General features: G+C 71.4%; 21 protein-coding genes. 5 read left to right on the top strand and 16 right to left on the bottom strand.

Features of this window, described 5'->3' with window-relative positions; genetic code table 11:
* Nucleotides 1–37 precede the first annotated feature (37 nt).
* Nucleotides 38–1,411 (bottom strand): GH1 family beta-glucosidase, encoded by a 1,374-nt coding sequence (locus ABH928_RS20660; RefSeq protein ID WP_370068549.1) that lies wholly within the window; start codon nt 1,409–1,411, stop codon nt 38–40.
* A gap of 113 nt (nt 1,412–1,524) precedes the next feature.
* Between ABH928_RS20660 and ABH928_RS20655 the strand changes: the two genes are divergently transcribed.
* The gene (locus ABH928_RS20655) at nt 1,525–2,163 is read left to right on the top strand and encodes a TetR/AcrR family transcriptional regulator (protein WP_370068547.1); all 639 of its coding nucleotides are present in this window, start codon (nt 1,525–1,527) and stop codon (nt 2,161–2,163) included.
* 79 nt (nt 2,164–2,242) lie between these two features.
* On the opposite strand, the gene ABH928_RS20650 is transcribed toward ABH928_RS20655, so the two are convergent.
* Nucleotides 2,243–3,229, bottom strand: a complete 987-nt coding sequence (locus tag ABH928_RS20650; protein WP_370068545.1) for an LLM class flavin-dependent oxidoreductase — start codon at nt 3,227–3,229, stop codon at nt 2,243–2,245.
* 100 nt (nt 3,230–3,329) lie between these two features.
* The gene (locus tag ABH928_RS20645; protein WP_370068543.1) at nt 3,330–3,575 is read right to left on the bottom strand and encodes a hypothetical protein; all 246 of its coding nucleotides are present in this window, start codon (nt 3,573–3,575) and stop codon (nt 3,330–3,332) included.
* Between the two features lie 259 nt (nt 3,576–3,834).
* Between ABH928_RS20645 and ABH928_RS20640 the strand changes: the two genes are divergently transcribed.
* A complete protein-coding gene (locus ABH928_RS20640) occupies nt 3,835–4,374 on the top strand; it encodes a hypothetical protein (protein ID WP_370068541.1) in 540 nt (179 codons plus the stop codon).
* A 60-nt stretch (nt 4,375–4,434) separates the two neighbouring features.
* On the opposite strand, the gene ABH928_RS20635 is transcribed toward ABH928_RS20640, so the two are convergent.
* The 3 genes from ABH928_RS20635 to ABH928_RS20625 form a co-directional block, all read right to left on the bottom strand.
* Nucleotides 4,435–5,211, bottom strand: a complete 777-nt coding sequence (locus ABH928_RS20635; protein WP_370068539.1) for a Clp protease N-terminal domain-containing protein — start codon at nt 5,209–5,211, stop codon at nt 4,435–4,437.
* A gap of 168 nt (nt 5,212–5,379) precedes the next feature.
* The gene (acnA, locus tag ABH928_RS20630) at nt 5,380–8,088 is read right to left on the bottom strand and encodes an aconitate hydratase AcnA (protein WP_370068536.1); all 2,709 of its coding nucleotides are present in this window, start codon (nt 8,086–8,088) and stop codon (nt 5,380–5,382) included.
* Between the two features lie 335 nt (nt 8,089–8,423).
* The gene (locus ABH928_RS20625) at nt 8,424–9,887 is read right to left on the bottom strand and encodes an MFS transporter (protein ID WP_370068534.1); all 1,464 of its coding nucleotides are present in this window, start codon (nt 9,885–9,887) and stop codon (nt 8,424–8,426) included.
* Between the two features lie 91 nt (nt 9,888–9,978).
* Between ABH928_RS20625 and ABH928_RS20620 the strand changes: the two genes are divergently transcribed.
* Complete coding sequence (locus ABH928_RS20620) at nt 9,979–10,929, top strand: helix-turn-helix transcriptional regulator (protein ID WP_370068532.1); 951 nt, start codon at nt 9,979–9,981, stop codon at nt 10,927–10,929.
* A 66-nt stretch (nt 10,930–10,995) separates the two neighbouring features.
* Here ABH928_RS20620 and argF read toward each other — a convergent pair whose 3' ends face one another.
* From argF to ABH928_RS20585, 7 genes are all read right to left on the bottom strand, one after another.
* Complete coding sequence (argF, locus tag ABH928_RS20615) at nt 10,996–11,997, bottom strand: ornithine carbamoyltransferase (protein WP_370068530.1); 1,002 nt, start codon at nt 11,995–11,997, stop codon at nt 10,996–10,998.
* A gap of 113 nt (nt 11,998–12,110) precedes the next feature.
* Nucleotides 12,111–12,635: a GNAT family N-acetyltransferase gene (locus tag ABH928_RS20610; protein ID WP_370068528.1), complete on the bottom strand. Its 525-nt coding sequence runs from the start codon at nt 12,633–12,635 to the stop codon at nt 12,111–12,113.
* A 41-nt stretch (nt 12,636–12,676) separates the two neighbouring features.
* Nucleotides 12,677–15,295 (bottom strand): polynucleotide kinase-phosphatase, encoded by a 2,619-nt coding sequence (locus ABH928_RS20605; RefSeq protein ID WP_370068526.1) that lies wholly within the window; start codon nt 15,293–15,295, stop codon nt 12,677–12,679.
* 5 nt (nt 15,296–15,300) lie between these two features.
* Complete coding sequence (locus ABH928_RS20600; protein WP_370068524.1) at nt 15,301–16,938, bottom strand: 3' terminal RNA ribose 2'-O-methyltransferase Hen1; 1,638 nt, start codon at nt 16,936–16,938, stop codon at nt 15,301–15,303.
* A gap of 58 nt (nt 16,939–16,996) precedes the next feature.
* On the bottom strand, nt 16,997–19,417 hold the full coding sequence (locus ABH928_RS20595) for a CRISPR-associated endonuclease Cas3'' (protein ID WP_370068522.1): 2,421 nt from the start codon (nt 19,415–19,417) through the stop codon (nt 16,997–16,999).
* Entirely contained in the window at nt 19,329–20,459 is a 1,131-nt protein-coding gene (locus tag ABH928_RS20590; protein WP_370068520.1) for a GlxA family transcriptional regulator, read from the bottom strand. The genes ABH928_RS20595 and ABH928_RS20590 overlap by 89 nt, the downstream gene beginning before the upstream one ends.
* A gap of 77 nt (nt 20,460–20,536) precedes the next feature.
* Entirely contained in the window at nt 20,537–21,091 is a 555-nt protein-coding gene (locus ABH928_RS20585) for a cysteine hydrolase family protein (protein WP_370068518.1), read from the bottom strand.
* 140 nt (nt 21,092–21,231) lie between these two features.
* Between ABH928_RS20585 and dapD the strand changes: the two genes are divergently transcribed.
* Nucleotides 21,232–22,233, top strand: coding sequence for a 2,3,4,5-tetrahydropyridine-2,6-dicarboxylate N-succinyltransferase (dapD, locus tag ABH928_RS20580; protein WP_370068516.1), 1,002 nt, complete (start codon nt 21,232–21,234; stop codon nt 22,231–22,233).
* A gap of 352 nt (nt 22,234–22,585) precedes the next feature.
* The gene (locus ABH928_RS20575; protein ID WP_370068514.1) at nt 22,586–22,774 is read left to right on the top strand and encodes a hypothetical protein; all 189 of its coding nucleotides are present in this window, start codon (nt 22,586–22,588) and stop codon (nt 22,772–22,774) included.
* A 96-nt stretch (nt 22,775–22,870) separates the two neighbouring features.
* Here the strand turns inward: ABH928_RS20575 and ABH928_RS20570 are convergent, their stop codons facing one another.
* The 3 genes from ABH928_RS20570 to ABH928_RS20560 form a co-directional block, all read right to left on the bottom strand.
* Nucleotides 22,871–23,500, bottom strand: a complete 630-nt coding sequence (locus ABH928_RS20570) for a DUF6099 family protein (protein ID WP_370068512.1) — start codon at nt 23,498–23,500, stop codon at nt 22,871–22,873.
* A gap of 171 nt (nt 23,501–23,671) precedes the next feature.
* Nucleotides 23,672–24,004: a nucleotide pyrophosphohydrolase gene (locus ABH928_RS20565; protein ID WP_370068680.1), complete on the bottom strand. Its 333-nt coding sequence runs from the start codon at nt 24,002–24,004 to the stop codon at nt 23,672–23,674.
* Nucleotides 24,005–24,120: 116 nt separating this feature from the next.
* Entirely contained in the window at nt 24,121–25,317 is a 1,197-nt protein-coding gene (locus ABH928_RS20560) for an AAA family ATPase (RefSeq protein ID WP_370068510.1), read from the bottom strand.
* Nucleotides 25,318–25,464 lie beyond the last annotated feature (147 nt).

The raw sequence follows: 25,464 nt of genomic DNA, 5'->3' as shown, positions 1-25,464 counted from the left end.
ACTCGCGCCGCGCACGCGGAACGAGCCCCGACACTGGTCAGCGCGGCGACGCGGCCTGTCGCTGCGCGGCGATGAAGGCCCGGTACCAGTCGAAGCTCGCCCGCGGCGTGCGGGTCCGCTCCGGGGAGTCGAAGTCGACCTCGACCAGGCCGAAGCGCTGGTGGTAGCCCTCCGCCCACTCGAAGTTGTCCAGCAGCGACCAGGTGAAGTAGCCGCGCACGTCCACCCCTTGGTCCATCGCGTCGCGTACCGCCGCGATGTGCCCGGCCAGGTAGGCGATGCGCGCCGGGTCGTCCGGCCCGGCGGGCTGGGAGCAGCCGTTCTCGGTGATCCAGACCGGCGGGAGTGCCGCGCCGTAGCGCTGCTTCAGTCCCACCAGCAGCTCGGTCAGCCCGTCCGGCACGACCGGCCAGTCGAACGCGGTGCGCTCGTAGGCCTCCTGCGGCTCCACCAGGTCGAAGGGCAGACCCGCGCCCTCGCTGGGAGCGCTGATCCAGGTGGGGTTGTAGTAGTTGATCCCCAGCCCGTCCAGCGGCGCGCCGACGATCTCCATGTCGCCGTCCCTGACCACGCCGCCCCAGCTCGGACCGTCCACCCCGAACGCCGACAGGTCCGGGTAACGCCCCAGCAGCAGCGGGTCGTTGAAGAGCCGGTTGTGCAGCGCGTCGTACACCTCCGCCGCCGCGAGGTCCTCGGCCCGGCCTGCCGTGCGCACCGGGCTGCAGTTGTTGGCGATCAGCACCTCGGCACCCGGCACCGCCGCACGCAGCGCGGCGACCGCGAGGCCGTGGCCGAGCAGTTGGTGGTGCGCCACCGGCACCGCGTCGAGCAGCAGCGCCCGCCCGGGAGCGTGGACGCCGAAGGCGTAGCCGAAAGCCATGTGCACGAAGGGCTCATTCAGCGTGATCCACCGCCGGACGCGGTCGCCCAGCCGTTCCGCGACGACCGCCGCGTACTCGCCGAAGCGGTACGCGGTGTCACGGGCGAGCCAGCCGCCGCCGTCCTCCAGTGCCTGCGGGAGGTCCCAGTGGAAGAGGGTGGGCGTCGGCGTGACGCCCGCTTCGAGCAGGGCGTCGACGAGGCGGTCGTAGAAGTCGAGCCCGCGCGGCTCGACCTTCCCCTCACCCGCGGGCAGCACGCGCGGCCAGGAGAGCGAGAAGCGGTAGGCGTCCAGCCCCAACTGCCGCATCAGCGCGACATCCTCGGGAAACCGGTGGTAGTGGTCGCAGGCGATGTCGCCCGTGTGCCCGTCGCGCACCGCGCCCGGTCGGCGGACGAAGGCGTCCCAGATCGACCGGCCCTTTCCGTCCTCCTCGGCGGCGCCCTCGATCTGGTACGCGGCGGTCGAGGCACCCCAGACGAAGGAGGCGGGGAACCTCGGCTCCTGGGAAGTCGGCGGGGTCGGCGACATGCGGATCACACCCTCACGAGCGAGCACAGGCGGGAACATGGAGACGCAAGAACATGAGAAACACTCATATTAGAGACTCGCCAAGCGTACACTCGATCAGGCAGAGTGAGGCCATGCACGTTCCCGCGTCCTCCGCAGGCATCGTCCGCCGTCGGCCCGTGCAACGGCGCAGCCAGGAACGCTTCGACCGGATCCTGGACGCCACCGCACGGCTGCTCGACGAGGTCGGCTACACCGCGCTGACCACCAAGGAGGTCGCCCGCCGCGCGGAGGTCCCGATCGGGACGCTGTACCAGTTCTTCCCCGGCGTCGACGGGCTGCTGGGCGCGCTGGCGGAGCGCAATCTCGAACACTTCATGGACCGTCTCACCCGGCGAATGGAGGCCGAGCGGCCCTCCGACATCGCCACCCTGGTCGACCTCGCGGTCGAGGAGTACGTCGCCATGCACCGCGCCGTCCCCGGTTTCGGCGTAGTGGACTTCGGCGCGGTCGGCCGCGAGGACAGCCAGAGCGTCCACCTGCTCGACGCGGTCCTGGAGAACAACGCCGCCGTCGCGGACCGCCTCTGGCTCCTCCTCGGCGACCTGATCGGCGGCGCGGACCGAGCGGCCGCGAGGGTCTCGCTCCACGTCGCACTGGAGTGCGCGGACGCGGTCCTCCGGCTGGCGTTCCGCAGCGATCCCGAAGGCGACCCGGTGCTGATCGCGGAGTGCAAGCGCCTCTTGCGGGGCTACCTCGCGTCGACGGACTGAGCAGCCCTGGGCACAAGGGGCGTTGCGCGCGCCCCCGCGTAGTGCAACTGCCCCTGCTCAGTACCACTGCGTAGTGCAACTACCTGATCTGCGGCATCACTTCGTCCGTGAAGAGCCGGAGGCTCTCCCACCCCGCCTCGACCGGCATGCCCCCGCACAGCGGATGCAGCATCAGCGTCCCCATCGCCCCTTCCTCCGCCGCAGCCGCGACACACTGCTCGGGCGTCAGGCAGCAGTACACGCCCTCGGCCCGGAGTTGATCCACCGTCAGCGCCTTGGTGGAGACCGCCGAGCGGATGTCCGCCGTCTGCCAGGACGCGTACGTCCGGGCCTCGTGGAGGAAGTGCTCGCCGTAGCGGGCCCAGGCGCGGTCCGGGTCGTCGGTGCAGTGGAGCATCCGCGTGCGTTCCGGCGGCAGCAGCACGAAGCCGCCGTCCCAGCCGGCGCCAGCGGCCAACGCGTCGTAGTACTCGACCAGTTCGGGCAGGTGGGCGGCCGTGAAGAGCGGCAGCCGCAGGCGCACCGCGCGGCGGACGGCCGCCTTGGAGGAGCCGCCGACGATCAGCGGCGGGTGCGGCGCGGTCAACGGCGGCGGCGTGAGCCGCACCCTGCGGCCCCGGTGCTCGAACTCCTCGCCGGACCAGGCCGCAAGCAGCGTCTCCAGCACCTCGTCCTGGATCCGGCCGCGCTCCTTCCACTCGACGCCCATCAGCGCGTACTCGGCCGGCCGGTAGCCGATCCCCGCGACGGTGGTGACCCGCCCGTCGCCGAGATGGTCCAGCACGGTGAGCTCCTCGGCCAGCCGCAGCGGGTCGTAGAGCGGGGTGATCAGCGCGCAGAGCATCATCGGGATCCGGCTGGTCGCCCCCGCGATCGCCGCCGCCGTCGTGATGGGCGCGGGGCTCCAGCCGTCGTCGACACCGTGGTGCTCCTCCAGCGTGATCAGGTCGAAGCCGTGCGCCTCCGCATGGACGGCCATCTCGACGGTGGCGCGGTAGCGGGCGGCAACGTCCTTGCGGTCCAGGCCGGGGGCGACCTGGTTGAAGCGCAGCGTGGTGACGGTCACTGGCCTGGTCCCTTCCGAGCACCGCAAACTGACGGATAGTCAGCTCAGCTATGCGAGATGGGTACCACCGGCCGCGTGAGAGAACAAGAGAAATCACCACTCACAGACGGGGCACCCAGCGCACCCCCGAGAGGGCGTCCTCGACCGACTGCACCTGGCGCACCAGAAGGTTGAGCCGAGCGCCCTCCTCGGCATACGCGCGCAACCGCTCCTCGATGGCATGCGGCTCGAAGTGGTCGGCGAGCTCCACCCGCGCGCGCGAGTACGCGGACCTCGCGGCCTGCAGCGAGCCTTCGGCGAGGTAGCGCACGTCGCGGGCGAGCATCAGCGGGTGCTTGTAGAGCACGTGGTACCGCCGCCACTCCCCGGGGGCCTGGTCGTAAAAGCCACCTCCTGGCGGATTCCTCCCAGCCGGGACTGCCGGGTGGCTGGACGCGTTCTGGCCAGCCGGGAGGGACAGGGGAGGTGTTCACTCCTCCAGTATAGGAACATATTTTCGAATACGACGCGCCCACGTGCGCAATGTGACCGGGCATGCTCAAGGCCGACTACTGTGCGTATACGGATGGATACGTAGCATCGAGCAGAGGAATCCCATGACTTCAATGTCCCGCACGGCAAAGTCCCGCACGGCTCTGAAGCACACCCTTCGGCTCTCCGCCGCCCTCGCGTTCGTCACGGCGACGACCAGCGCGTTCTCCCCCGCAAGTGCCATCACCCACGTCTCGCACCGCAGTTGCGCGGTGGTTGTGAGCAAGGCGGGTTCCGCCGGGCACCGCTCCCACATCATCAAGACCGTGTGCGCCGAGAGCCCGGACGCGAAGGCGCTCCGGGCCGTCCGCTCCGGCAACACGCTGCTGGTCACCTTCTGGGAGGACGCCAACTTCGGCGGCCTCCAGACCAGCATCTACGGCGCCAGCGGCCCCTGCGACTCCTCCGGCTACACCTTCAACGACACCAGCGGGGCGAACGGCCTGGTCAACGGGATCTCCTCGTACCGCGTCTACAACAGCTGCAACCTCTCGGCCATCTGGACCGAGAGCGGTCAGAACGGCTACGGCAGCGGCAACCGCCGCGGCGACGTGTCCTACGTCGGCGACCAGTGGAACGACAGCGTCAACTCGATGAAGGTCTGGAACGGCTGACGTTCCGTCCACCGAACGGGGACTGAGCCGGGCACGCCGCACCCGGCTCAGCCGGAGCGGTCAGAGACCGGCATTGCCCAGTCGGCGTTCGATCGCGTCCAGCCGCTGGACCAGCTTGTCGAGAACCGCCGTCGTCGCCGAAGCGGCCGAGGCCGCCGACGCGCGCGACTGGGCGAAGCCCGCGAGCGCCGAGCTGATCGACCTGCGGACCCCCGCCGCGTCGAGGCCCGCCTGCTGAAGCACCCGACCCGCCCCGCTCCCAGGGTCGGCAAGCAGCCCCAACAGCAGGTGCTCGCAACCGATGTAGTTGTGCCCGAGGTCGATCGACGCTTCCAGCGCCGCGCCGATCGCGCTTCGGGCCGACAGGGTCAGCCCCGACCAGAAGCCGCCCTCGCTGCCATCGGTCGGCGCGGTGGGCGCGGTCGGTGCGGCCGTCGGCATCGGCTCCGCCACGGTGCTCGTCAGCGCCGCCTCGCGCAGTTCGTCGACGTCCTCGTCGAGGGCTTGGAGCAGTCGCACCGCAAGGTTGTCGTGCTCGTCGATCACGCCGACCAGCAGCGACCCGGTGCCCACCGGCTGCCCGGCCGCGGCCTCGCGGCCGAGCTCGATGGACCTGCGCAGGCGGTCGGTCATCCGGTTGGCCAGCCGGGTGGCGAACTCCGGCCGGGCGTCGGGGTCGAAGTCCGGGTTGCGCAGCGCCGCGATCCCCTTGCGCGCGACCGTCACCACCTGCACGGCGTCAGCCAGCGCCTTCTGGCAGACAGCCGACACGGGGATCTCGGCGGCCTTCACGGCGGCGGCGAGCTCGTCGGGCAGATAGACGTTGATCTTGGGCATGGCATACCTCCGACGGAGAGTCCCTCATCTCTAACCCCATCTAGGGTTACAGGCAGGGTTATATCCGTCAATGGCCTGTCGTCAACGGCCTGTCGGAGAACCAGGAAAACGCAGAGCGGCCCCGCTCCCCCGGAAGGGAGCGGGGCCGCTCGGAGCAGCAGCGCGTGATTACTTGATCAGCGAGCGCAGCACGTACTGCAGGATGCCACCGTTGCGGTAGTAGTCCGCCTCGCCGGGGGTGTCGATCCGGACCTTGGCGTCGAAGGAGACGCCGCTGTCCGTGGTGACCTTGACGGTCTTCGGGGTGCGGCCCTCGTTCAGCTCGGTCACGCCCGCGAAGGAGAAGGTCTCCTCGCCGGTCAGGCCGAGGGAGTCGGCCGTCTGGCCCTCCGGGAACTGCAGCGGCAGGACGCCCATGCCGATCAGGTTGGAGCGGTGGATGCGCTCGTAGGACTCGGCGATGACGGCCTTGACGCCGAGCAGCGCGGTGCCCTTGGCCGCCCAGTCGCGGGACGAGCCGGAGCCGTACTCCTTGCCGGCCAGGACGACCAGCGGGGTGCCGGCGTTCTGGTAGTTCTGCGAGGCGTCGTAGATGAACGACACCGGGCCGTCAACCTGCGTGAAGTCGCGGGTGTAGCCACCCTCGGTACCCGGCGCGATCTGGTTGCGCAGACGGATGTTGGCGAAGGTGCCGCGGATCATGACCTCGTGGTTGCCACGGCGCGAGCCGTAGGAGTTGAAGTCACGCTTCTCGACGCCGTGGGCCTTGAGGTACTCGGCGGCCGGGGTGCCGTCCTTGATGTTGCCGGCCGGGGAGATGTGGTCGGTGGTGACCGAGTCGCCCAGCTTGGCCAGGACGCGGGCACCGGAGATGTCGGTGACCGGAGCCGGCTCGTGCGCCATGCCCTCGAAGTACGGGGGCTTGCGGACGTAGGTGGACTCGGCGTCCCACTCGAAGGTGTTGCCGGTCGGCACCTGCAGGGACTGCCAGCGGTGGTCGCCCGCGAAGACGTCCGCGTAGTCCTTGGTGAACATGGCCTGGTCGATCGAGCTCGCGACGACGTCCGCGACCTCCTGCTCGGTCGGCCAGATGTCGTGCAGGTAGACCGGGTTGCCGTCGGCGTCGGCGCCCAGCGCGTCACGCGTGATGTCGACGTTCATGTTGCCCGCGATGGCGTAGGCGACCACCAGCGGCGGCGAGGCCAGGTAGTTCATCTTGACGTCGGGGTTGATCCGGCCCTCGAAGTTGCGGTTGCCGGAGAGGACCGAGACGACGGCCAGGTCGTGCTCGTTGACGGTCTTCGAGACCTCCTCGGGCAGCGGGCCCGAGTTGCCGATGCAGGTCACGCAGCCGTAGCCGACCAGGTTGAAGCCCAGCTTCTCCATGTACGGGAGGAGACCGGCCTTCTCGTAGTAGTCCATGACGACCTTGGAGCCCGGCGCCAGCGTGGTCTTGACCCACGGCTTGACGGTCAGGCCCTTCTCCACGGCCTTCTTGGCCAGCAGGGCGGCGCCCAGCATGACCGAGGGGTTGGAGGTGTTGGTGCAGGAGGTGATCGAGGCGATCACGACCGCGCCGTTGTCGATCTCGTAGGTCGTGCCGTCGGGGGCGGTGACCGGAGAGGGGTTGTGGATGCCGTTGGAAGAGGCCGGGGAGTCGGAGGCCGGGAAGGACTCCTCGCCCGACTCGTCCGAGGTGGAGATGTAGTCACGCACGGCGGAGCGGAACTTGGTGGCGGCCTCGGCCAGGACCACGCGGTCCTGCGGGCGCTTCGGGCCGGCGATCGACGGAACGACGGTGGCCAGGTCCAGCTCCAGGTACTCGGAGTAGACCGGCTCCTGCGCCGGGTCGTGCCAGAGGCCCTGCGTCTTGGCGTAGGCCTCGACCAGCGCCAGCTGCTGCTCACTGCGGCCGGTCAGGCGCAGGTAGTTGATGGTCTCGCCGTCGATCGGGAAGATCGCGCAGGTCGAGCCGAACTCCGGCGACATGTTGCCGAGGGTGGCGCGGTTGGCCAGCGGCACGGCGCCGACACCGTCACCGTAGAACTCGACGAACTTGCCGACGACGCCGTGCTTGCGCAGCATCTCGGTGATGGTCAGCACCAGGTCGGTGGCGGTGGCGCCGTCCGGCAGCGCGCCGGTGAGCTTGAAGCCGACCACGCGCGGGATCAGCATGGAGACCGGCTGGCCCAGCATGGCCGCCTCGGCCTCGATGCCGCCGACGCCCCAGCCCAGCACGCCCAGGCCGTTGACCATGGTGGTGTGCGAGTCGGTGCCGACACAGGTGTCGGGGTAGGCCTGGCCGTTGCGGACCATGACGGTGCGGGCCAGGTACTCGATGTTGACCTGGTGCACGATGCCGGTGCCCGGCGGGACGACCTTGAACTCGTCGAACGCGCCCTGACCCCAGCGCAGGAACTGGTAGCGCTCCTTGTTGCGGCCGTACTCGATCTCGACGTTCTGGGTGAACGCGTCCTTGGTGCCGAACTTGTCGGCGATGACCGAGTGGTCGATGACCATCTCGGCGGGGGCCAGCGGGTTGATCCGGGACGGGTCGCCGCCGAGCTCCTTGACGGCCTCACGCATGGTGGCGAGGTCGACGACACAGGGCACGCCGGTGAAGTCCTGCATGATCACACGGGCGGGGGTGAACTGGATCTCCTCGCTGGGCTCCGCGGACGGGTCCCAGCCGGCGAGCGCCCGGATGTGGTCGGCGGTGATGTTCGCGCCGTCCTCGGTGCGGAGCAGGTTCTCCAGCAGGACCTTCAGGCTGTAGGGAAGGCGCGCGGCGCCCTCGACCTTGTCGAGCTTGAAGATCTCGTACGACTCGTCGCCCACCTGCAGCGCGCTGCGGGCGTCGAAGCTGTTCGCGGACACGACTTCTCCCTGTGTTCTGGGTCTATCGACAAGCACGGATGCGCGGCGGCGTTGACGAGGCGCGGGTGGTTCCGAGCGCGCTGCTCACGCGATCAGGGTCGAGTGTAGCGGCAGATATCTTGATGTCGAGATACCACCCTAGTACACGCCGTGGAATGGTGCGAAACCAAGGGCCGAACGATTGGTTCAGGTGGCCCACAGCGGTTGCGGCTCGGCAGCGGCGGCCTGGAAAGCAGTCCAGTTCATACACGCTGATCCACTGCATCGGCACGGCGGCAACGCTAGCGCCGCAAGGCACCGGAGTCGCGTGACCCCGGCGCCCGGCAGGTACCGCCTCAGCCGATCAGCACCGGCGCGTTCGCATCCTCCGCGGCGTCGCTCGTCGCCTCCGCACCAGCCGCGTCCGGCGCGTGCGTGGAGCGCTTGGGGAGGGCGGTGATCAGGAGGGTGACGACGGCCAGCGCGCCGACCATCCAGAGCATCGCGTGGCCGAAGGCGTGGACGACGGTGGTGCCGGTGAAGGCGACCGAGGTCAGGGCCAGGCCGAAGGCGTTGCCGAGCTGGTTGGTGGTGTTGATCAGGCCGGACGCGGAGCCCGCGTGTTCGCGCGGGACCTCGGAGAGGACAGCGTCCGTCAGCGGGGAGAAGATCATGCCCATCCCGGCGCCCATCACCAGCAGCGGGAGGGCCATCTGCCAGGAGTGGACCGCGTGGCCGTAGCGGTAGGCCTCGCCGATGTAGAGCAGTACGCCCGTCGCCGTGATCAGCGCGCCGCCCTGCAGCACCCGGCGACTGCCGACGCGGGGCACCAGCAACTGGACCGAGAGTCCCGCCGTGGCCGAGCACGCGACCGTGAACGGCAGGCCGGTCAGCCCGGCGTGCAGCGGGCTCCAGCCGAGGCCGATCTGCATGTAGAGGGTCCAGACCAGGAAGAAGATGCCGCACGCCGCACCGAAGACCAACTGCACGCCGACCCCGGCCGCAAAGCTCTTGGCTCGGAAGAGCGTCAGCTCGACCAGCGGCGAGCCGTCCTTGGCGGTCTTGCGCCGCTCGTAGCGGACGAAGCCGCCGAGCACTGCCACCCCGCCCGCCATCAGCAGGTAGCCCCAGACCGGCCAGCCCAGCTCACGTCCCTGGACCAGCGGGTAGACCACGAGCAGCAATCCGACCGTCGCCAGCGCCACGCCGACCAGGTCCAGCCGCAGCGCCTGCGGGGCCTTGGACTCGTCGATGAACCGGCGGCCCAGCACCAACCCGGCTATCCCGAAGGGCAGGTTGATCAGGAAGATCGGCCGCCACTCCAGCCCGAACAGGTTCCCCTGCGTCAGCACTGCGCCCAGCAGCGGTCCGGTGACGGCCGCCAGGCCGATGATCGCGCCGAACATTCCGAAGACCTTGCCGCGCTCCTCGCCGGTGAACGTCGCGTGGATGATCGACAGCACCTGAGGCACCATCAGCGCCGCCGTGACGCCCTGCAGCATCCGCGTCGCGACCAGCATCTCCGGGTTGACCGCGAGCCCGCAGAGCAGCGACGCGGCGGTGAAGCCGGCCGTGCCCAGCAGGAAGACCCGCTTGCGCCCGTAGATGTCGCCGAGCCGCCCGCCGGTGATCAGCCCGACCGCGAAGGCGAGGGCATAGCCCGCGGTGATCCACTGGATCGCGCTGAAGCCCGCACCCGTGTCCCGTTCGATGCTCGGAATCGCGACGTTGACGATCGTCGCATCCACCAGGTCCATGAAGCTGGCCGTCATCACGACAGCCAATGCGAGCCACCGCCTGCGGTCCGTACTACTACTCATCGGGCTCTCCCGCCGCTCTCTCGTTGACGGGACCTACGCTAGGAGCGATATAGGACAGGTCTTGTCCTAGTGGACGCCGAATCTGGAAAGCATGATGGACACCTCCGCACGGCTGTTGAACCTCCTCTCCCTGCTGCAGACGCCCCGGGAGTGGCCCGGCAGCGAGCTCGCCGAGCGGCTCCAGGTGACGACCCGGACCATCCGGCGGGACGTCGACCGGCTGCGTGAGCTCGGGTACCCCGTCGAGGCGACGCTCGGCGCGGTGGGCGGGTACCGGCTGGTGGCCGGAAAGGCGTTGCCGCCCTTGCTGCTGGACGACGAGGAGGCGGTCGCGATCGCCGTCGGCCTACGCGCGGCGGCCGGGAGCGCCGTGGGCGGGATCGAGGACGCGTCGCTGCGCGCCCTGACCAAGCTGGAGCAGGTGCTGCCGTCACGACTGCGCTACCGGGTCGGGGCGTTGGGGTCGGCGGTGGTGACGATGACGGGCGGCGGCCCGCGCGTCGAGCCGTCCGTGCTGACGGTGCTGGCGGGCGCGATCAGCAACCACGAGCGGGTCCGCTTCGCCTACCGCGCCGCGGACCGCACGGAGACACGACGGCACGTCGAGCCGCAGCGCCTGGTCGCCACCGGGCGCCGCTGGTACCTGGTCGCCTGGGACCTGGAGCGCGACGACTGGCGGATGTTCCGCGTCGACCGCCTGGACGCGCCGCAGGCGACCGGCGCCCGCGCGACCCCGCGCGAGCTCCCGGCGTCCGACGCGGCGGCGTTCGTCAAACAGAAGCTGCGCGATCTTCACCAGGGGGCGAGCGCGGTGGTGCTCGTGGACGCCCCGGCCGAGGCGTTGCGCAACCGGCTCGGTCCGCTGGGCGAGGTCGAGGACCTGGGCGACGGCCGCTCCCGCTGGCGCTTGGACGCCGACCGCCTCGACTGGACGGCCGTCCGCCTGCTCATGCTCGACCTGCCGTTCCGGGTCGAGTCGCCCCCGGCGCTGGTCGAGCAGATCCGCCTGCTGGGCACGCGGGCGCAGCAGGCGCTCGGCTGAGGCCCGGGGGGGGGGAGGAGACGGGCCAGGACGGACCAGGACGGCTCCGGACGAATCAGGGACGAATCAGTCGCCCAGCGTGGCGACCATCACGGCCTTGATGGTGTGCAGGCGGTTCTCCGCCTGGTCGAAGACGATGGCGTGCTTGGACTCGAACAGCTCGTCCGTGCACTCGAGTTCGGACATGCCCGTGGCCGCGTGCATCTCGCGGCCGACCGCCGTGCCGAGGTCGTGGAAGGCAGGGAGGCAGTGGAGGAACTTGGCGTCCGGGTTGCCGGTGGCGCGGATGGTGTCCATGGAGACCTGATAGGGCGTCAGCAGTGCGATCCGCTCGGCCCAGACCTCCTTGGGCTCGCCCATGGAGACCCAGACGTCGGTGTAGAGGAAGTCCGCCCCGGCCACGCCGGCGGCCACGTCGTCGGTGAGGGTGATCCGCGCGCCGCTGTCGTCGGCCAGGCGGCGGGCCTCGGCCTGGACCTCGTCGGTCGGCCAGAGCTGCCTGGGCGCGACGATGCGGATGTTCATGCCCAGCAGCGCACCGGTGACCAGCAGCGAGTTGCCCATGTTGTTGCGCGCGTCGCCGAGGTAGGCGAGGGCCACCTCGCCGAGCGGCTTGTCGCAGTGCTCCCGGATGGTGAGCATGTCGGCCAGCATCTGGGTCGGGTGCCACTCGTCGGTCAGACCGTTCCAGACCGGGACGCCCGAGTAGGCAGCCAACTCCTCGACGATCTCCTGACCGTGGCCTCGGTACTCGATCCCGTCGAACATCCGGCCGAGCACCCGGGCACTGTCCTTGACCGACTCCTTCGCTCCCAGGTGGGAGCCGCTGGGGTCGAGGTAGACGGCGTTGGCACCCTGGTCGGCAGCGGCCACCTCGAAGGCGCAGCGGGTGCGGGTCGAGGACTTCTCGAAGATCAGCGCGACGTTCTTCCCGCGCAGCCGCGGCTGCTCCGTCCCCGCGTACTTGGCCGCCTTGAGCTGGGCCGACAGGTCGAGCAGGAAGCGGAACTCCTCGGCGGTGAAGTCCAGCTCCTTGAGGAAGTGCCGGTTGCGCAGGTTGAAGGCCATGCCGGGCTCCAGAGCTTGTACGGGGACGCTACCCAGGAAGCATATACGACGAGCCGAATGATTATGCATGAGTTGGCTCGGTTGTGCGTGCTTCAGTCCGAGCTCTTCAACCCTCAGCCCGAGCTCCTCAACCCAAGCTTCATCTCCAGTTCGGCGAAGCTCGGATCGCGCGAGTACGGCATGGTGTCCCCGGTCAACGTGAAGCCCCGGCGCTCGTAGTAGCACCGGGCACGCGGGTTGGCCTCGTGCACGTGGAGCCGCATCTCGGGCACCCCGGCCTCGTCCCGTGCCCAGGCCAGGCAGGCGTCCAGCAGCGCGTCGGTCACCCCGGGCGCCCGACCGCGGTGGGCCGGGTCGACCCAGACGCCGTAGGGCGGCAGCTCACCGGGATCGGCGACGGGGAGGTAGGAGTTCATGGTGCCCACCCACTCCCCCGTCGCCGCGACCACCGCCGCGTAGCCGGTGTTGCCCGGCTGGGTGCTGCGCCCGGCCCGGAAGCGCCACTTGTCCTCGCCCAGGGTCAGCGCGGTCTCGTGCGTCTCGATGTACGCCATGGGCGTGTCCTTGGTCATCCGCAGCCGGATGTCGCGGACGCGCTCCCAGTCCGCCGGCTGGACGCGGTCGATGCGGTAGGTCATGTGCACATTCCTTGTCTCTGTCGCGGTCTCTGTCGCGCCGCTCAGAGCCGGGGGTCGACCGGCTCCGACTCCAGCGCGAGGACGGCGAAGACCGACTCGTGCACCCGCCACAGCGGCTCGCCCTCGGCCAGCCGGTCCAGCGCCTCCAGGCCCAGGGCGTACTCGCGCAGCGCGAGCGAGCGCTTGTGGCCCAGGGCGCGGGCCCGCAGCCGGCCCAGGTGCTCGGGACGGGTGTAGTCGGGGCCGTAGATGATCCGCAGGTACTCGCGCCCACGGACCTTGACGCCCGGCTGGACCAGCCGACCGCTCTCGGTACGGACCAGCGAGGCAAGCGGCTTGACCACCATGCCCTCGCCGCCGCGCGCGGTCAGCTCCTCCCACCAGGCCGCGCCCGCCGCGCAGGAGTCCGCGTCGGCGGTGTCGACGAGCAGGCGGCGCGTGCCGTGCAGTAGGCCGGTGTCGTCCGCGGCGATCATCCGGTCGATCCAGTCGAGGTGCTGGTCGTGCGGGCGCACAGCCAGGTTGGCGCCCTCCGCCGCGAGCAGTTGGAACGGCGCGAGCCGGATCGCGTCGATCCCCTCCACCGTCCAGCAGTAGCGGCGGTAGGCGTCGGTGAACGCGGACGCGTCCGCCGCGCGTGCGGCCTGACGCTCCGACAGCTCTCGGACGTCCACGCCGAGTGCGGCCGTCGCGTCGAGCGCCGCCCGTGCCGCCGCCAACGCCGCGCCCGACGCCGCGCCGACCGCCGCGTACTGACGGCGCAGCAGGCCGGTCGACTTGAGCGACCAGGGCATCAACTCGGCATCGAGCAGCAGCCAGTCGCTCTTCAGCTCGGCGAAGAGCCCGGCCGCCTCGGCGGCGGCACGCAGCCGCGTCAGCACAGCGTCGTTCAGCGCCGGGTCGTCGAGGAAGGCACGCCCGGTGCGGGTCCAGACCTGTCCGCCGGTCGGCACGCCGAACCGCTTCTCGCCTGCCGAAACTTCCCTGTCACCGTCAGGGGTGTCCCGGCAGACCATGACGACCGCGCGCGAACCCATGTGCTTCTCCTCGCACACCAGGTGCCGCACACCGTCAGCCCGGTACGCGGCGAAGGCCTCGTCCGGGTACTCCAGCCAGTCCTCGCGCTGCGAGGTCGCGACCGGGGCCATGGTCGGCGGCAGGTAGGCGAGCAGGCGCGGATCGATCGCGAACCGGCTCATCACCTCCAGCGCCGCCGCCGCGTTCTCCTCGCGGACGGCGACCCGTCCGTGGTGGCGGGTCTCCACGATCCGCTTGCCCGCGACGTCCTCGATCGCGAGCGGACGCCCCTCACGCCCGCCCGGCGCGTCGGTCGCCAGCGGACGCACCGGCTCGTACCAGACCTGCTCGGCCGGGACCTCGACCAGCTCCCGCTCCGGGTAGCGCAGCGCGGTCATCGTCCCGCCGAAGACGCAGCCGGTGTCCAGGCAGATGGTGTTGTTGAGGAAGTTCGCCACGGGCGTGGGGGTGTGGCCGTAGACGACCAGGGCCCGGCCCCGGTATTCCTCCGCCCACGGGTAGCGCACCGGCAGCCCGTACTCGTCGGTCTCGCCGGTCGTGTCCCCGTAGAGCGCGTGCGAGCGCACCCGGCCGCTGGTACGGCCGTGGTACTTCTCCGGCAGACCGGCGTGGCAGACCACCAGCCGGCCGTCGTCCAGCAGGTAGTGGCTGATCAGGTCGCCGATGAAGTCGCGTACCCGCTGCACGAACTCCGGCGGCTCGGCGGCCAGCTGGTCCAGCGACTCCTGCAGCCCGTGACTGACCGTCACCTTGCGGCCGGACAGCGCTCGGCCCAGCTTGTTCTCGTGGTTGCCCGGGACGCAGAGCGCGTGCCCGGCCGCGACCATGCCCATCACCAGGCGCAGCACGCCGGGGGTGTCCGGGCCGCGGTCGACCAGGTCACCGACGAAGACGGCGGTGCGGCCCTGCGGGTGCACGGCGTCGACCGCGCGCCCCTCGGCGTCACGCAGGACCTCGTACCCGAGTCGGCCGAGGAGGGTGACCAGCTCGGAGCGGCAGCCGTGGATGTCGCCGACGATGTCGAACGGTCCGGTGAGGTGCCGCAGGTCGTTGTAGCGCTTCTCCAGCACGATCCGGACGGCGTCGACCTCTGCCTCCGAGCGCAGCACGTGCACCTTGCGGAAGCCCTCGCGCTCCAGGTGGCGGAGCGAACGGCGCAGGTCGCGCTGGTGGCGCTGGAGCACGTGCGGCGGGAAGTGAGCACGGTCCGGCTTACGGGAGTTGCGCTCGGCGCAGAGCTGCTGCGGCACGTCGAGAACGACGGCGACCGGCAGCACGTCGTGCGCGCGGGCCAGCTCGACGAGCTGCCGCCGCGCCTCCTGCTGCACGTTGGTCGCGTCGACGACGGTCAGCCGCCCGGCGTCGAGGCGCTTGCCGACGATGTAGTGGAGCAGCTCGAAGGCCTCCTTGCTCGCCGACTGGTCGTTGGGGTCGTCGGAGACCATGCCGCGGCAGGCGTCCGAGGAGACGACCTGGGTGGGCAGGAAGTGCTTCGCGGCGAAGGAGGACTTGCCGGAGCCGGTGGCACCGATAAGGACGACCAGGGAGAGGTCGGGCACGGTCACCTTGCGGGTGACCCGCTCGGCGCCGGTGGCTGGTGTGGGGTCCGTAGCGTCGGTCATCTGGGTCACTCTCCCTTCGCGGTCTGGGTGTTGGTGGTGGTGCTGGTGTCGGGGTGGTCGGGGAGTTCAGGGCGGTCGGTGCCCGGGGCGTCGGTGCCGGGGGCGTCGTCGGCGCGGCCGAGGCTGAACGTGGCGAGCTGGGTGGGCGCGCCCACCTCCGGGTCGTCGTCTCCGACCGGGCCGAAGGCGACCTCGTACCCGTAGCTTCGCCCGACCCTCTCCGCCCAGGCGCGGAACTCCCCGCGGTCCCACTCGAAACGGTGGTCGGCGTGGCGCATCTCCCCGGCCGGAAGGGTCTCCCAGCGCACGTTGTACTCGGCGTTGGGCGTGGTCACCACGACCGTTCGCGGCCGGGCCGCTCCGAAGACCGCGTACTCCAGCGCGGGCAGGCGCGGCGGGTCGACATGCTCGATCACCTCGGAAAGGACGGCCGCGTCGTAGCCGGTCAGCCGGGAGTCGGTGTAGGTGAGCGCGCCCTGGAGCAGCCTGATCCGGGCGGCCTGACGCTCGTTCATCCGGTCCAGCCGCAGACGGCGCGCGGCGATCACGAGGGCGCGTGCCGACACCTCGACACCGACCACCTCGGTGAACGTGCGGTCCTTGAGCAGCTCGGTCAGCAGCGCGCCCTCGCCACAGCCCAGGTCCAGTACGCGTGTTGCCCCGGCGGAGCGCAGCCGCGCGAGGATCGCCTCGCGACGGCGGACCGCGAGGGACACCGGCTTGGCGTCGGCGTCCGGCTGGGGGTCGGCGTCCGACCGGGCCGCGGCGTCCGCCGGGAGCTCGGCGGTTTGCTGCGTCTCGTGCGTCTCCTGCGTCTCGTGCGTCTCCTGCGGGACGGCGTTGTCGATCTCCTCCAGCTCGCGGTCGTCCGCCTCGGCCAGCCGGGCCAGCTCCAGACGGGCCGTCGCGGCGCGCGCCAGCGACCAGCGGCGGGCGAGGTAGCGACGGGTGATCAGCTGCTGCTCCGGGTGGCGCGGCAGCCAACCCTCGCCACGGGCCAGCAACTTGTCGACCTCGTCCGGCGCGACCCAGTAGTGCTTGGCGTCGTCCAGGACCGGCAGCAGCACGTACAGCTGGCTGAGGGCGTCCGCCACCCGCAGCGTCCCGGTCAGCCGCAGCTCGACATAGCGCGAGTCGCCCCACTCCGGGAAGGTCGGATCCAGCACGATCGGCTCCGCCTCCGCCTGCCAGCCGAGCGGCTCGAAGAGCCGGTGCACCAACTCCACCCCGCCCTTGGCGGGGACGGCAGGCAGCTCGACACGCAGTGGCTGCGGCTGGTCGGCCAGCTCGGGACGGGCGGTGCAGACGCCCTTCATCGCGCTCTTGAACACCGCGCTCATCGCCACCGCCAGCAGCGAGGACGCCGCGTACGGACGGTCGTTGACGTACTGCGCGAGCGCGAAGTCGGGCGAGGACCCCCCGCGTCCCTTGCCGCCGCGGCCCCGACGCACCAACGCGATCGGGTCCACCTCCAACAGCAGCGCGGCCGTGCACCGCTCGGCCGTCGCCTCCGGATAGAAGACGTGCGCACGACCGTGGGCGGTGCTGAACGACTGCGCCTTGCCGGGGTGCTTGTGCAGCAGAAAGCCCAGATCGGTCGCGGGACGCTGGTCAGTGCCGTGAGTGCTGATCGTCAGGAACACACGGACGAGTATCGTCCCGCGGCCGGATTTCGCCCACAGACTTTTCGGCGGACGGGCGTTACGTGGTCACCTCCTCGACCGGCCCGTCGTGGCGTGCGCTGGACCGCCAGTCCGCCACGCGGACCAGGGTCTCCAGAAAGGCCAGCCGGAACGGGCCCAGGTCGGCGCGGCGCAGCAGCGCAACGGCGTTCGCAGTCAGACGTGCGGCGTTGCCGGTGTCCAACACCTGAGCGGCGAACCGCTCGCCGCTCGACAGCTCGACTGGCGGGGTCCGGTCGCCGTCGAGGACTCCGAGCAGGGCGGGTTGCTCGTCCGGCTCGGGCAGCACGCTGACCCGGATCCGGCCGTGGTGGGCGGCGACGAGGTAGGGCAGCAGAGCGGCAAAGTCTGCGCCTGCCGGGGACTGGTGGAGCAGGATCAGTGCGCTGACCAGCTCGTGACGGAAGTACGGACGGGCGTAACGGCCGCCGTTGTGGGGCGCCTTGGACTTGGCCAGCAGCCCGGCGGGAGGGTCGCCGCCGCCACTGCGAATCATGTCCTGGAACAGGTCGTGGCTCTTGCCGAGGTCGTGGTAACGGGCGGCGCGGGTGACCGCGTCTCGGTGATCCACCGTCAGGCCGGGGTGCGTGAGGGACTCCAGTGCGAGGGGCTCCGGAGCGAGGGAGTCCAGCAGGGCGCGCGCCTCCTGCTCGGTCTCCTGCAGGTGCTGGTCCAGGCTGACCCACGCGGTGCAGGCGAAGGCCCGGGGGGCGGCGGTCCCGTCGCCGAGCGGTTCCACATCGGCCGCGCTGTCCGGGGTCCAGCCCTCCTCGGGCGTCCAGCCGCCGTCGGCGGCGTCGAGCAACATGGTGACGCCGGGCCGCAGGTCCGCCGCCGAGGACTCCGGGTCGACCGGCCGCCACGCCCAGTCGAGCCGCCGGTCCCGTATCCACGCCGTGCGGGTACGTGTCCCCTTCCGGGGCTGGGCGGCCAGCGCGGCACGAAGTTCGGACAGCGGGACCGGGCACAGCTCCTGGCGGGTCGGGTCGTTCTCCTCCGGGCCGGGGCGGTCCGGAGTCTCACCGTCGGGTGCGTCGGTTCGTGCGTCGGTCCGCGCGTCGGACCAGTCGCGCCAGGCGACAAGGACGGTTCCGGGGTCACGGCCTGGCCGACTCACCCAAGGGGTGACGTCGATGTCGGGAGCGGTGTCGAAGAGGCGGAACAGGTCTGCGTCGTCGGGCGGCGGCGGACCGACGGCGGGCGTGCTGACCTGGGCCTCATGCAGGTCGCGCAAGCTGACGGTCCGTCCGTCGTGCGCCTCCAGCCAGTCCGCGACCGGCGCGAGCGCGGAGGGGTCTGCTGAGGAATCGGAGCCCGCATCCGGCCCGGCACTCCACAGCAGTTCGCCCGCTCCGTCGGTGAGTCGGCCCGCGCGAAGAGTGACGGCCGCCCAAGGTGCGAGCTCCGTGTAGACCGTGCGGGCGGGCAGCTCCCCGCCCAGGTCCAGGGCGTGGCCGACGGCGACCACGATCCGGTCGTCGGCCGGCTGCTCCAATGCCTCGGTCAACTCCCGCAGTTCGGGCTCACGACGGTAGGGGTGGGCGAAGAGCAGCTCCCGGTCCGCGTTACGCGCACGCAGTGCGCGGACCAGGGCTCGCGCACGGGCGAGGGAGCCGAGCACGGCCAGGGTCTGCGTACCCGCGACGTGCGCTGCGTCGAGTGCGGCGGCAAGGGAGCCGATGTCCTGCGGGTCGAGGCCCGGATCGAGTCTGCGCACCCGGAACGATCCGCCGGATCGCGCGCCCAACCCGCCTTCCCAGTCCGCGTCGCCCGGACCGGCGACAGCGTCCGGCCCGTCGAACGCGGAGCGGACGCTCGACACCAGCGTCGTGCCGGTCGGCGCCGACGTGCCGAGCCGCTCGCGCAGCCCCTGCAACGCCAACGCCGTTCGCGCGCCCGCCCCGAGGAGCGTGGGCTCGTCGAGCACCCAGTGGGCGTCGTTGTGGAGCAGTGCGAAGGAGACGTCGATCATCGTCGGCCCGTCGGCGAAACCGCGCAGCAGGGCCCGGCTCAGCAGCACCTCCTGGGTGCCGATCAGGATCGCGGTGCGTTCGGGGGCGCGGCGCCAACCGCCGTCGCGCGCCGACGCGCCGGTGAGCAGGTGCAGACCGACCTGGTCCGCACCGCCGAGCGTGCCGAGGCGTTCGAGCCAGCGGGCGACGGTGGCGTGGATGCTGCCCGCGAGGCTGCCCTCCGGCAGGACATGGACCAGCCTGCGCGGGGTGCCCGGCAGATCGGCGATCAGGCGCCGGTACAGCCAGGCGAGCACGACGGCCTCGGCCCCGCCGCCACCCGGAGGCGCGGCCAGACGCTCCGGCAGCGGATCGATTGGCACGCGCGGATCGAGCGGCTCAGCCGCCAGTTCGGCCTGGTACGGGTAGGGGGTGTGACCGGTCGCCACCGTCGTGAACCGGGCGAAGTCCAACGCTGCCTCCGACATCAAGACCCCTCTCCGCTGATCCGGTTGGTCCGGCCGCTTGCGCCCCGTCGGCGTACGCGGGCGTCTCGGCGCGAGCACGAAGGCGGCGCAGCATCCGGGCGTCGTCGAAGCCGACCTCCCTGGCCGCCGTCTCGACCGTCGTGCCGTGGCTGATCAGGTGCTCCGCTCGCTCGACGCGCAAGGTCTGCTGGTAGCGCAGCGGAGTCAGGCCGTCGGTCGCACGGGTGAACAGCCGGGTCAGAGTGCGCTCACTGACCCCGGCGGACGCGGCGAGCAGCGCGAGCGGCAGCGTCTCGGCGAAGCGTGCGTCGATCAGGTCCTGCACCCGGTGCACCGTGTCGTCGAGGTGCGCGCGGTGTCGCAACATGGCGCTGGCCTGCGGCTCGTGGCCGTTGCGCCGGGCATAGACGACCATGTCGCGGGCAACCTGCGCGGCCACCGCCGGTCCGTGGCGACCCGCGACCAGATGCAGGGCCAGGTCTATCCCGGACGCGATCCCGGCCGAGGTGACCACCCGGTCGTCCGTGGTGAAGAGCACGTCGCGCACCACCTGGGCGCGCGGGTGACGGCGTGCCAGCTCGTCCTGGATGTCGTGGTGCGTGGTGCAGCGCCGCCCGTCGAGCAGCCCGGCCGCGCCGAGCGCGGCGGCACCGGCGCAGATACTCGCGACGGTGCCGCCCGCCTCGTGGTGGGCCCGCAAGGCCTCCAACACGCCTGCGCCGAGCGGTGGGACGAGCCCCGGGGCGACTGCGGGGACGACTGGGGGGACATGTGCGGGGACGACTGCGGGTGGCGCGCCTACATCGGCATCCGGCACCCGCCAGCCCGGCACGACCAGCAGGTCGTCGGCGTCGAGCTCGGGCCACACCGTCGCGGCGTGCAGCGGCAGCCCTTGGGCGCTGGGCACCAACTCCTGCTCCGCGACGTAGTCCAGCCGGTAGGGGAAGCCGAAGTCCCCTACCGTGTCGAAGACCTGCGCCGGGCCCGCGAGGTCCAGCAGATGGACCCCGGGTACCAGCACGAACACGACGCGGTTGCTCACGAAGTCATCATCCCGCAGGGCACTGACAGTCCGGACAGTCCTGGGGTGTTACCTGTGTCGCCTGCCGCCCGCTCGCGTCACTCGGCCGAGGCCGCCCCGGCGGCGACCAGCTCGTCCACCGTCGCGATACGCGCGAACCGGTCGCGCAGGACGGCGGTCGTCCGCTCGATGATCGCGGCGGCACTCAGCCCCCCGATCGGGTGGGTGGTCGTGGCATCGACGACGAAGGTGCAACGGTAGCCGAGGTCACTGCCGACCCGGGTGGTGGTCTCCACGCACTGCTCTGTCCGGATGCCGCAGAGCACCAGCTCGGTGACGCCGCGCTCGGTCAGCTGCTGCTGCAGGTTGGTCGTGGTGAACGCGTTGTGGCTGGTCTTGTGGATCGTGAGCTCGCCGGGACGCGGCTGTTCCAGCTCCGCGAGGAGCCGGACATGGCCCTGGGCCGGGTCGAAGACGGTGTCGCTGCCGGGCTCCTGGTGCAGCACCCACACCACGGTGTCGCCCTGCTCACGGGCCAGCCGGACCAGGCGGTTCACCGGCTCGGCGATCTTCGGATTCTCCACCAGCGGCCAGTCCTCGCCCCGGGCGCGGAAGGACTCCTGGACATCGATAACGATCAGTGCGCGACTCATGGAACCAATCCTGGCCTGGCCGGGAACACCGGGAGAAGGCCGGATCGGGTCCGCCTACGGAACGATCCGGTCACCCACTGATCACGTCCGACACCCGGGACGGTTCGGCATCCGGGCACCCGATTGGTTAGCGTTCTGGCGTGACTACTGAGACTTCCACCTCCTCCACCGCCCCCAAGGGCGGCGCCGTCGCCGCCGGCCTGGCCACGATCGCCGCGGACGGCACCGTCCTCGACACCTGGTTCCCCGCTCCGGAGCTGGTCGCCGAGGCCGGTCCGGCCGGGACCGTCCGGCTCAGCACCGAGGAGGCGGAGGCCGCGCTCGGCGCCGGTGCCGCTGCCGCGCTGCGCTCGGACGCCCGTCGCGGCGTCGAGGTGATCGCGGTCCGCACGGTCATCGGCTCGCTCGACGACAAGCCCCTCGACACGCACGACGTCTACCTGCGTCTGCACCTGCTCAGCCACCGCCTGGTGCAGCCGCACGGCCAGAGCCTGGACGGCATCTTCGGCATGCTGGCCAACGTCGCCTGGACCAGCATCGGCCCCACCCCGGTCGACCGCGTCGAGGCGGCCCGTCTGGCCGTCCGTGCCGAGGGCGGCCAGCTGGCCGTCTACGGGATCGACAAGTTCCCGCGCATGACCGACTACGTCGCCCCGACCGGCGTCCGCATCGCCCACGCCGACCGGGTCCGCCTCGGCGCGCACCTGGCCGAGGGCACCACCGTGATGCACGAGGGCTTCGTCAACTTCAATGCCGGGACCCTCGGCACCTCGATGGTCGAGGGCCGGATCTCGGCCGGTGTGGTCGTCGGTGACCACAGCGACATCGGCGGCGGCGCGTCGATCATGGGCACGCTCTCCGGCGGCGGCAAGCAGGTCGTCTCGGTGGGCCAGCGCTGCCTGCTCGGCGCCAACGCGGGTATCGGTATCTCGCTCGGCGACGACTGCGTGGTCGAGGCCGGTCTCTACGTCACCGCAGGCACCCGGGTGACCACCCCGGACGGCGCGATCGCCAAGGCGGTCGAGCTCTCCGGCCAGTCCAACCTGCTGTTCCGCCGCAACTCGCAGAGCGGCGCGGTCGAGGTCATCGCCCGCTCCGGCTCCTGGGGCGGCCTCAACGCGGAGCTGCACACGCACAACTGAGCCATGCTCAGCTCAGGGTGCAGACAGCTGGCAGCTTTCAGCCGACAGCTGTCGGTCGGCAGCCGACAGAGGTGGTGAGGGGGTCGGGCGGCGTGCGCCCGGCTCCCTCCCGCGTCCCCGCAGCACCGCCGCAGACTCCTCGAACTCCGCGAACGCGCCCTACCAGGCCGAGGGCCTACGGCTCAAGCGGCGTCCCGCCTCGGGGTGAACGCGGGTGAACCGGCGGCCCGTGGGAGCGCCCGTCGGTGTGACAGGCAGTGACCGGCGGTGGGGGCCGATCGTTGGCCGCACGGGACCGGCACCGTCTGCCGGCGCCCCTGTCCGTGCCCGCCCCCTGAAGGGTCAGCCACCCATGTCCGATGCACCCCCCGCTCCCGACAGCCCGCAGAGCCTGCTGGCGCAGATGGAGCAGATGCTGGCGGCCCTCAACGCCGACCTGTCCCAGTTCGACGCGGACCTGCAGACACCCGATTCGCACGCGACCGGCCACGCGAGCGGCAGCGACGACGCGCAGCAGCCGGACGAACTCGCACACGAGTAGCCCCGGGTAGCCTCCTGCCGCCGCCGGGCCCGTGCCAACCGGGCCCGCACCGGCTTGCCGCTCCCTCCCGCTCCCCTGCACTGCCCCTCCCCCTGCTCACCCCGCCGGCGGCTCCAGCCGGACCACCGCGGCAGCCGGGCCGAGGACGGCCCGCCCCAGCTCCCGGGAGCCGACGCCGACAGGGCCCGGCTCGTCCAGCCTCTCGGCCTGCGGCGCTTCTTCCGCTGCTTCCTCCGCTGCTTCCTCTGCCCCGTCCGCGTCCTCCGCGCCGACGGCGCGCAGCAGCTCGGTGAGCAACTCCCGTGCCGGATGGGCGGCGTCGACGCCGTCGACGCAACTCCAGTACAGCTCCTGCTCGTCCGCGCCGCAGGCCACCACCAGCAGTGACTCGGCGGCCTCCTGGATCAGCGACCGCAGCTCGCGCAACGTCCCGCCGAGATCCGCGAGCGCGGTGAGCCGGGAGGCGCGCTCCCCGGTGACCGGTTCGTCCGGCGGACGCCCGATGCACTCGGCCGCATGCGACGCGGCCTCGGCCAGGGCCCTGGCGATCTCGACCGCCCCGCAGCCGCCGCCGGTAAGCGCCCGCTCGGTCAGCACCAGGGCCGAGGTCTGCCCCACCGCCTCCGCCAAGCGGCAGGCCTGCCAGGCCTCGACCATCACGTCGGACGCGGTCCGCGCCTCTGCCAGCGCGTGCCGGGTCGCCTTGATCAACCGCACTGCGTCCACGACGCCACCCGCCCCTCGGGAGCCGCCCGGCGGCCTCTCCACCGAGTCTGCGCCCAGCCTCCGCCCGCCCGCGGACTGCCGCGACGAACCGGCCACCAGGCTGTGGACAACCCGGGGGTGTGGAAAACCCGACCACCCGCAGGGGTGAGTCGGCGAGGCCGTCGGACCGGATCAGTCCAGCGGCTGCGGCTCCGCCGCGGGGAAGCGGAGCTCGTTACGGTCGATCTTGGCGGCAAGGGCCGTGAGGGGGTCGACGCCGAGGACGCCACAGAACTGGAGCAGATAGGCGAGGACGTCGGCGACCTCGTCCTCGACCTGGTGGGCCCGCTTGGGGTGGGACATGACCTCGGCGGCCTGCTCCGGGGTGAGCCACTGGAAGATCTCCAGCAGCTCCGACGCCTCCACGCTGAGCGCGGCCGCGAGGTTCTTGGGCGTGTGATACGGCTGCCAGTTGCGCGCCGCCGCGAAGTCGCGCAGCCGCTGCTGCAGCGCCTCGACGGTCAGGTCCTGGTCCTGGTCCTGCTCCTGGCCGTAGCCCTGGTCGTGGCCTTCGTCATGGCCGTGGTCGTGGTCGCGGCCGGAAGCAGGGGTGACGTCATCCATACGGTCATTCTCGCGGATCAGCCGACCGGAACGGCGGGGTGATCCACAGGCGCACTCACCGGAGCGTCCTCCGGCACCAACTCGCTCCGCCCCGATGCCGGATCGACCGCGCACCGGACCGGGAAGACCCCGGGCACCACCGCCCGCTCCGTCGCCGTCGCCAGCAGCCGGACGTGGCCGCGCGAGGCCACCTCCACCGCCAGCCGGAGCAGCGACTCGACCTGCGCGGCGCCGAGTCCCAGGTCAAGACCCTCCCCCAGCACCGTCAACAGCCGCTCCGCGTCCGGGACTTCCATCGCCGGGCTCATCTGGAGCACGCCGGGGCCGGTCAACAGCACCGTCGCGAAGGCCAACTGCCGCAGCACGCCCGAAGGGAGCAGCTCCGCTCCCAGGCGACGGCCGTCACCGAGCTGCAGCGCCGCGCAGACCCGGGTCGTCCCGTCGGCGGCGGTCGAGCGCAGCGCGCCGAGGCCGGAGACCAGCACCGGGCTCATCGCCCGGGTCGCCTGGACCAGCTTGCCGAAACGGATCCGGCACTCGCCCTCGATCCGGGCGATCACCGCCGACAGGTTCTCCGCCGAGCCGCGCAGCCGGGCGTCGTCGTCCGCGCGGACCCACTCCCTCATCGCCACCGGAACCGGCTCCAGCGCGAAGCTCTCCCGGAGCGCGGTGAGCACCGCCTCCGCGGCTGCCAGGACCAACCGCTCCCCCGGCGTCGCACCGGCGACGCGCAGCGGCAGTTGGGCCGTGACCAGGCCGTGTGCCCCGAGCGGTGCGCGGATGTCGCCCTGGCGGCCGTCGCTGTGCCAGGCGGCGTCGATCCGGCTGCTCGACGCGTCCAATGCGCCGGTGGTCAGCAGCAGTCGGCCGCCGGCAGTGAGCCGCTCCGAGGTCAGCAGCACGGTCCCTCCCACGCGCTGGAAGGAGACGTCGAGCCGCACCTCCCCGACCGCCGCGGCGACCGAGCAGCCCAGCCGGACGGTGTCCGCGCCGAACGGCAGGCAGCCCGCCACGCCGCCCCGGACCAGGGCGAGCGCCTCGTCGGCGTCCTCGCCCTCGGCCAGGGACGCCAACACGCGCAGGGCTTCAAGGGCGTTGGACTTGCCCGCGCCCGACGGACCGTGCAGCAGGGTGACCCGTCGCAACGGCAGTACCGCGTCCCGGAAGGACTTGAAGGCACCGAGGCGCAGTTCGACCAAGGCGGGGCGGAGCACGGGGGGAGAAAGCGCATCGGGGCGGGGCACAGCGGAGGAGAGCGCATCGGGGTGGAGCACTTCGGGCCTGGGCATGGGGATGGTCACACCCGCGAGGCTAGACCGCCCACCACCTGCGGAAACGTCCCTCCAGCCATCCCGTCCACC

It is taken from the genome of Streptacidiphilus sp. MAP5-3 (assembly GCF_041262505.1).
Lineage (GTDB): Bacteria > Actinomycetota > Actinomycetes > Streptomycetales > Streptomycetaceae > Streptacidiphilus.
Note: the sequence above shows the minus strand (reverse complement) of the source record. Positions and strands in the feature narration are given on the sequence as shown.

Coding starts and splice junctions, on each gene's coding strand:
- ABH928_RS20660 (WP_370068549.1), bottom strand. CDS start 1,411: ATGTCGCCGACCCCGCCGACTTCCCAGGAGCCGAGGTTCCCCGCCTCC.
- ABH928_RS20655 (WP_370068547.1), top strand. CDS start 1,525: ATGCACGTTCCCGCGTCCTCCGCAGGCATCGTCCGCCGTCGGCCCGTG.
- ABH928_RS20640 (WP_370068541.1), top strand. CDS start 3,835: ATGTCCCGCACGGCAAAGTCCCGCACGGCTCTGAAGCACACCCTTCGG.
- ABH928_RS20635 (WP_370068539.1), bottom strand. CDS start 5,211: ATGCCCAAGATCAACGTCTATCTGCCCGACGAGCTCGCCGCCGCCGTG.
- ABH928_RS20625 (WP_370068534.1), bottom strand. CDS start 9,887: ATGAGTAGTAGTACGGACCGCAGGCGGTGGCTCGCATTGGCTGTCGTG.
- ABH928_RS20620 (WP_370068532.1), top strand. CDS start 9,979: ATGATGGACACCTCCGCACGGCTGTTGAACCTCCTCTCCCTGCTGCAG.
- argF (WP_370068530.1), bottom strand. CDS start 11,997: ATGGCCTTCAACCTGCGCAACCGGCACTTCCTCAAGGAGCTGGACTTC.
- ABH928_RS20610 (WP_370068528.1), bottom strand. CDS start 12,635: ATGACCTACCGCATCGACCGCGTCCAGCCGGCGGACTGGGAGCGCGTC.
- ABH928_RS20605 (WP_370068526.1), bottom strand. CDS start 15,295: ATGACCGACGCTACGGACCCCACACCAGCCACCGGCGCCGAGCGGGTC.
- ABH928_RS20595 (WP_370068522.1), bottom strand. CDS start 19,417: ATGTCGGAGGCAGCGTTGGACTTCGCCCGGTTCACGACGGTGGCGACC.
- ABH928_RS20585 (WP_370068518.1), bottom strand. CDS start 21,091: ATGAGTCGCGCACTGATCGTTATCGATGTCCAGGAGTCCTTCCGCGCC.
- ABH928_RS20575 (WP_370068514.1), top strand. CDS start 22,586: ATGTCCGATGCACCCCCCGCTCCCGACAGCCCGCAGAGCCTGCTGGCG.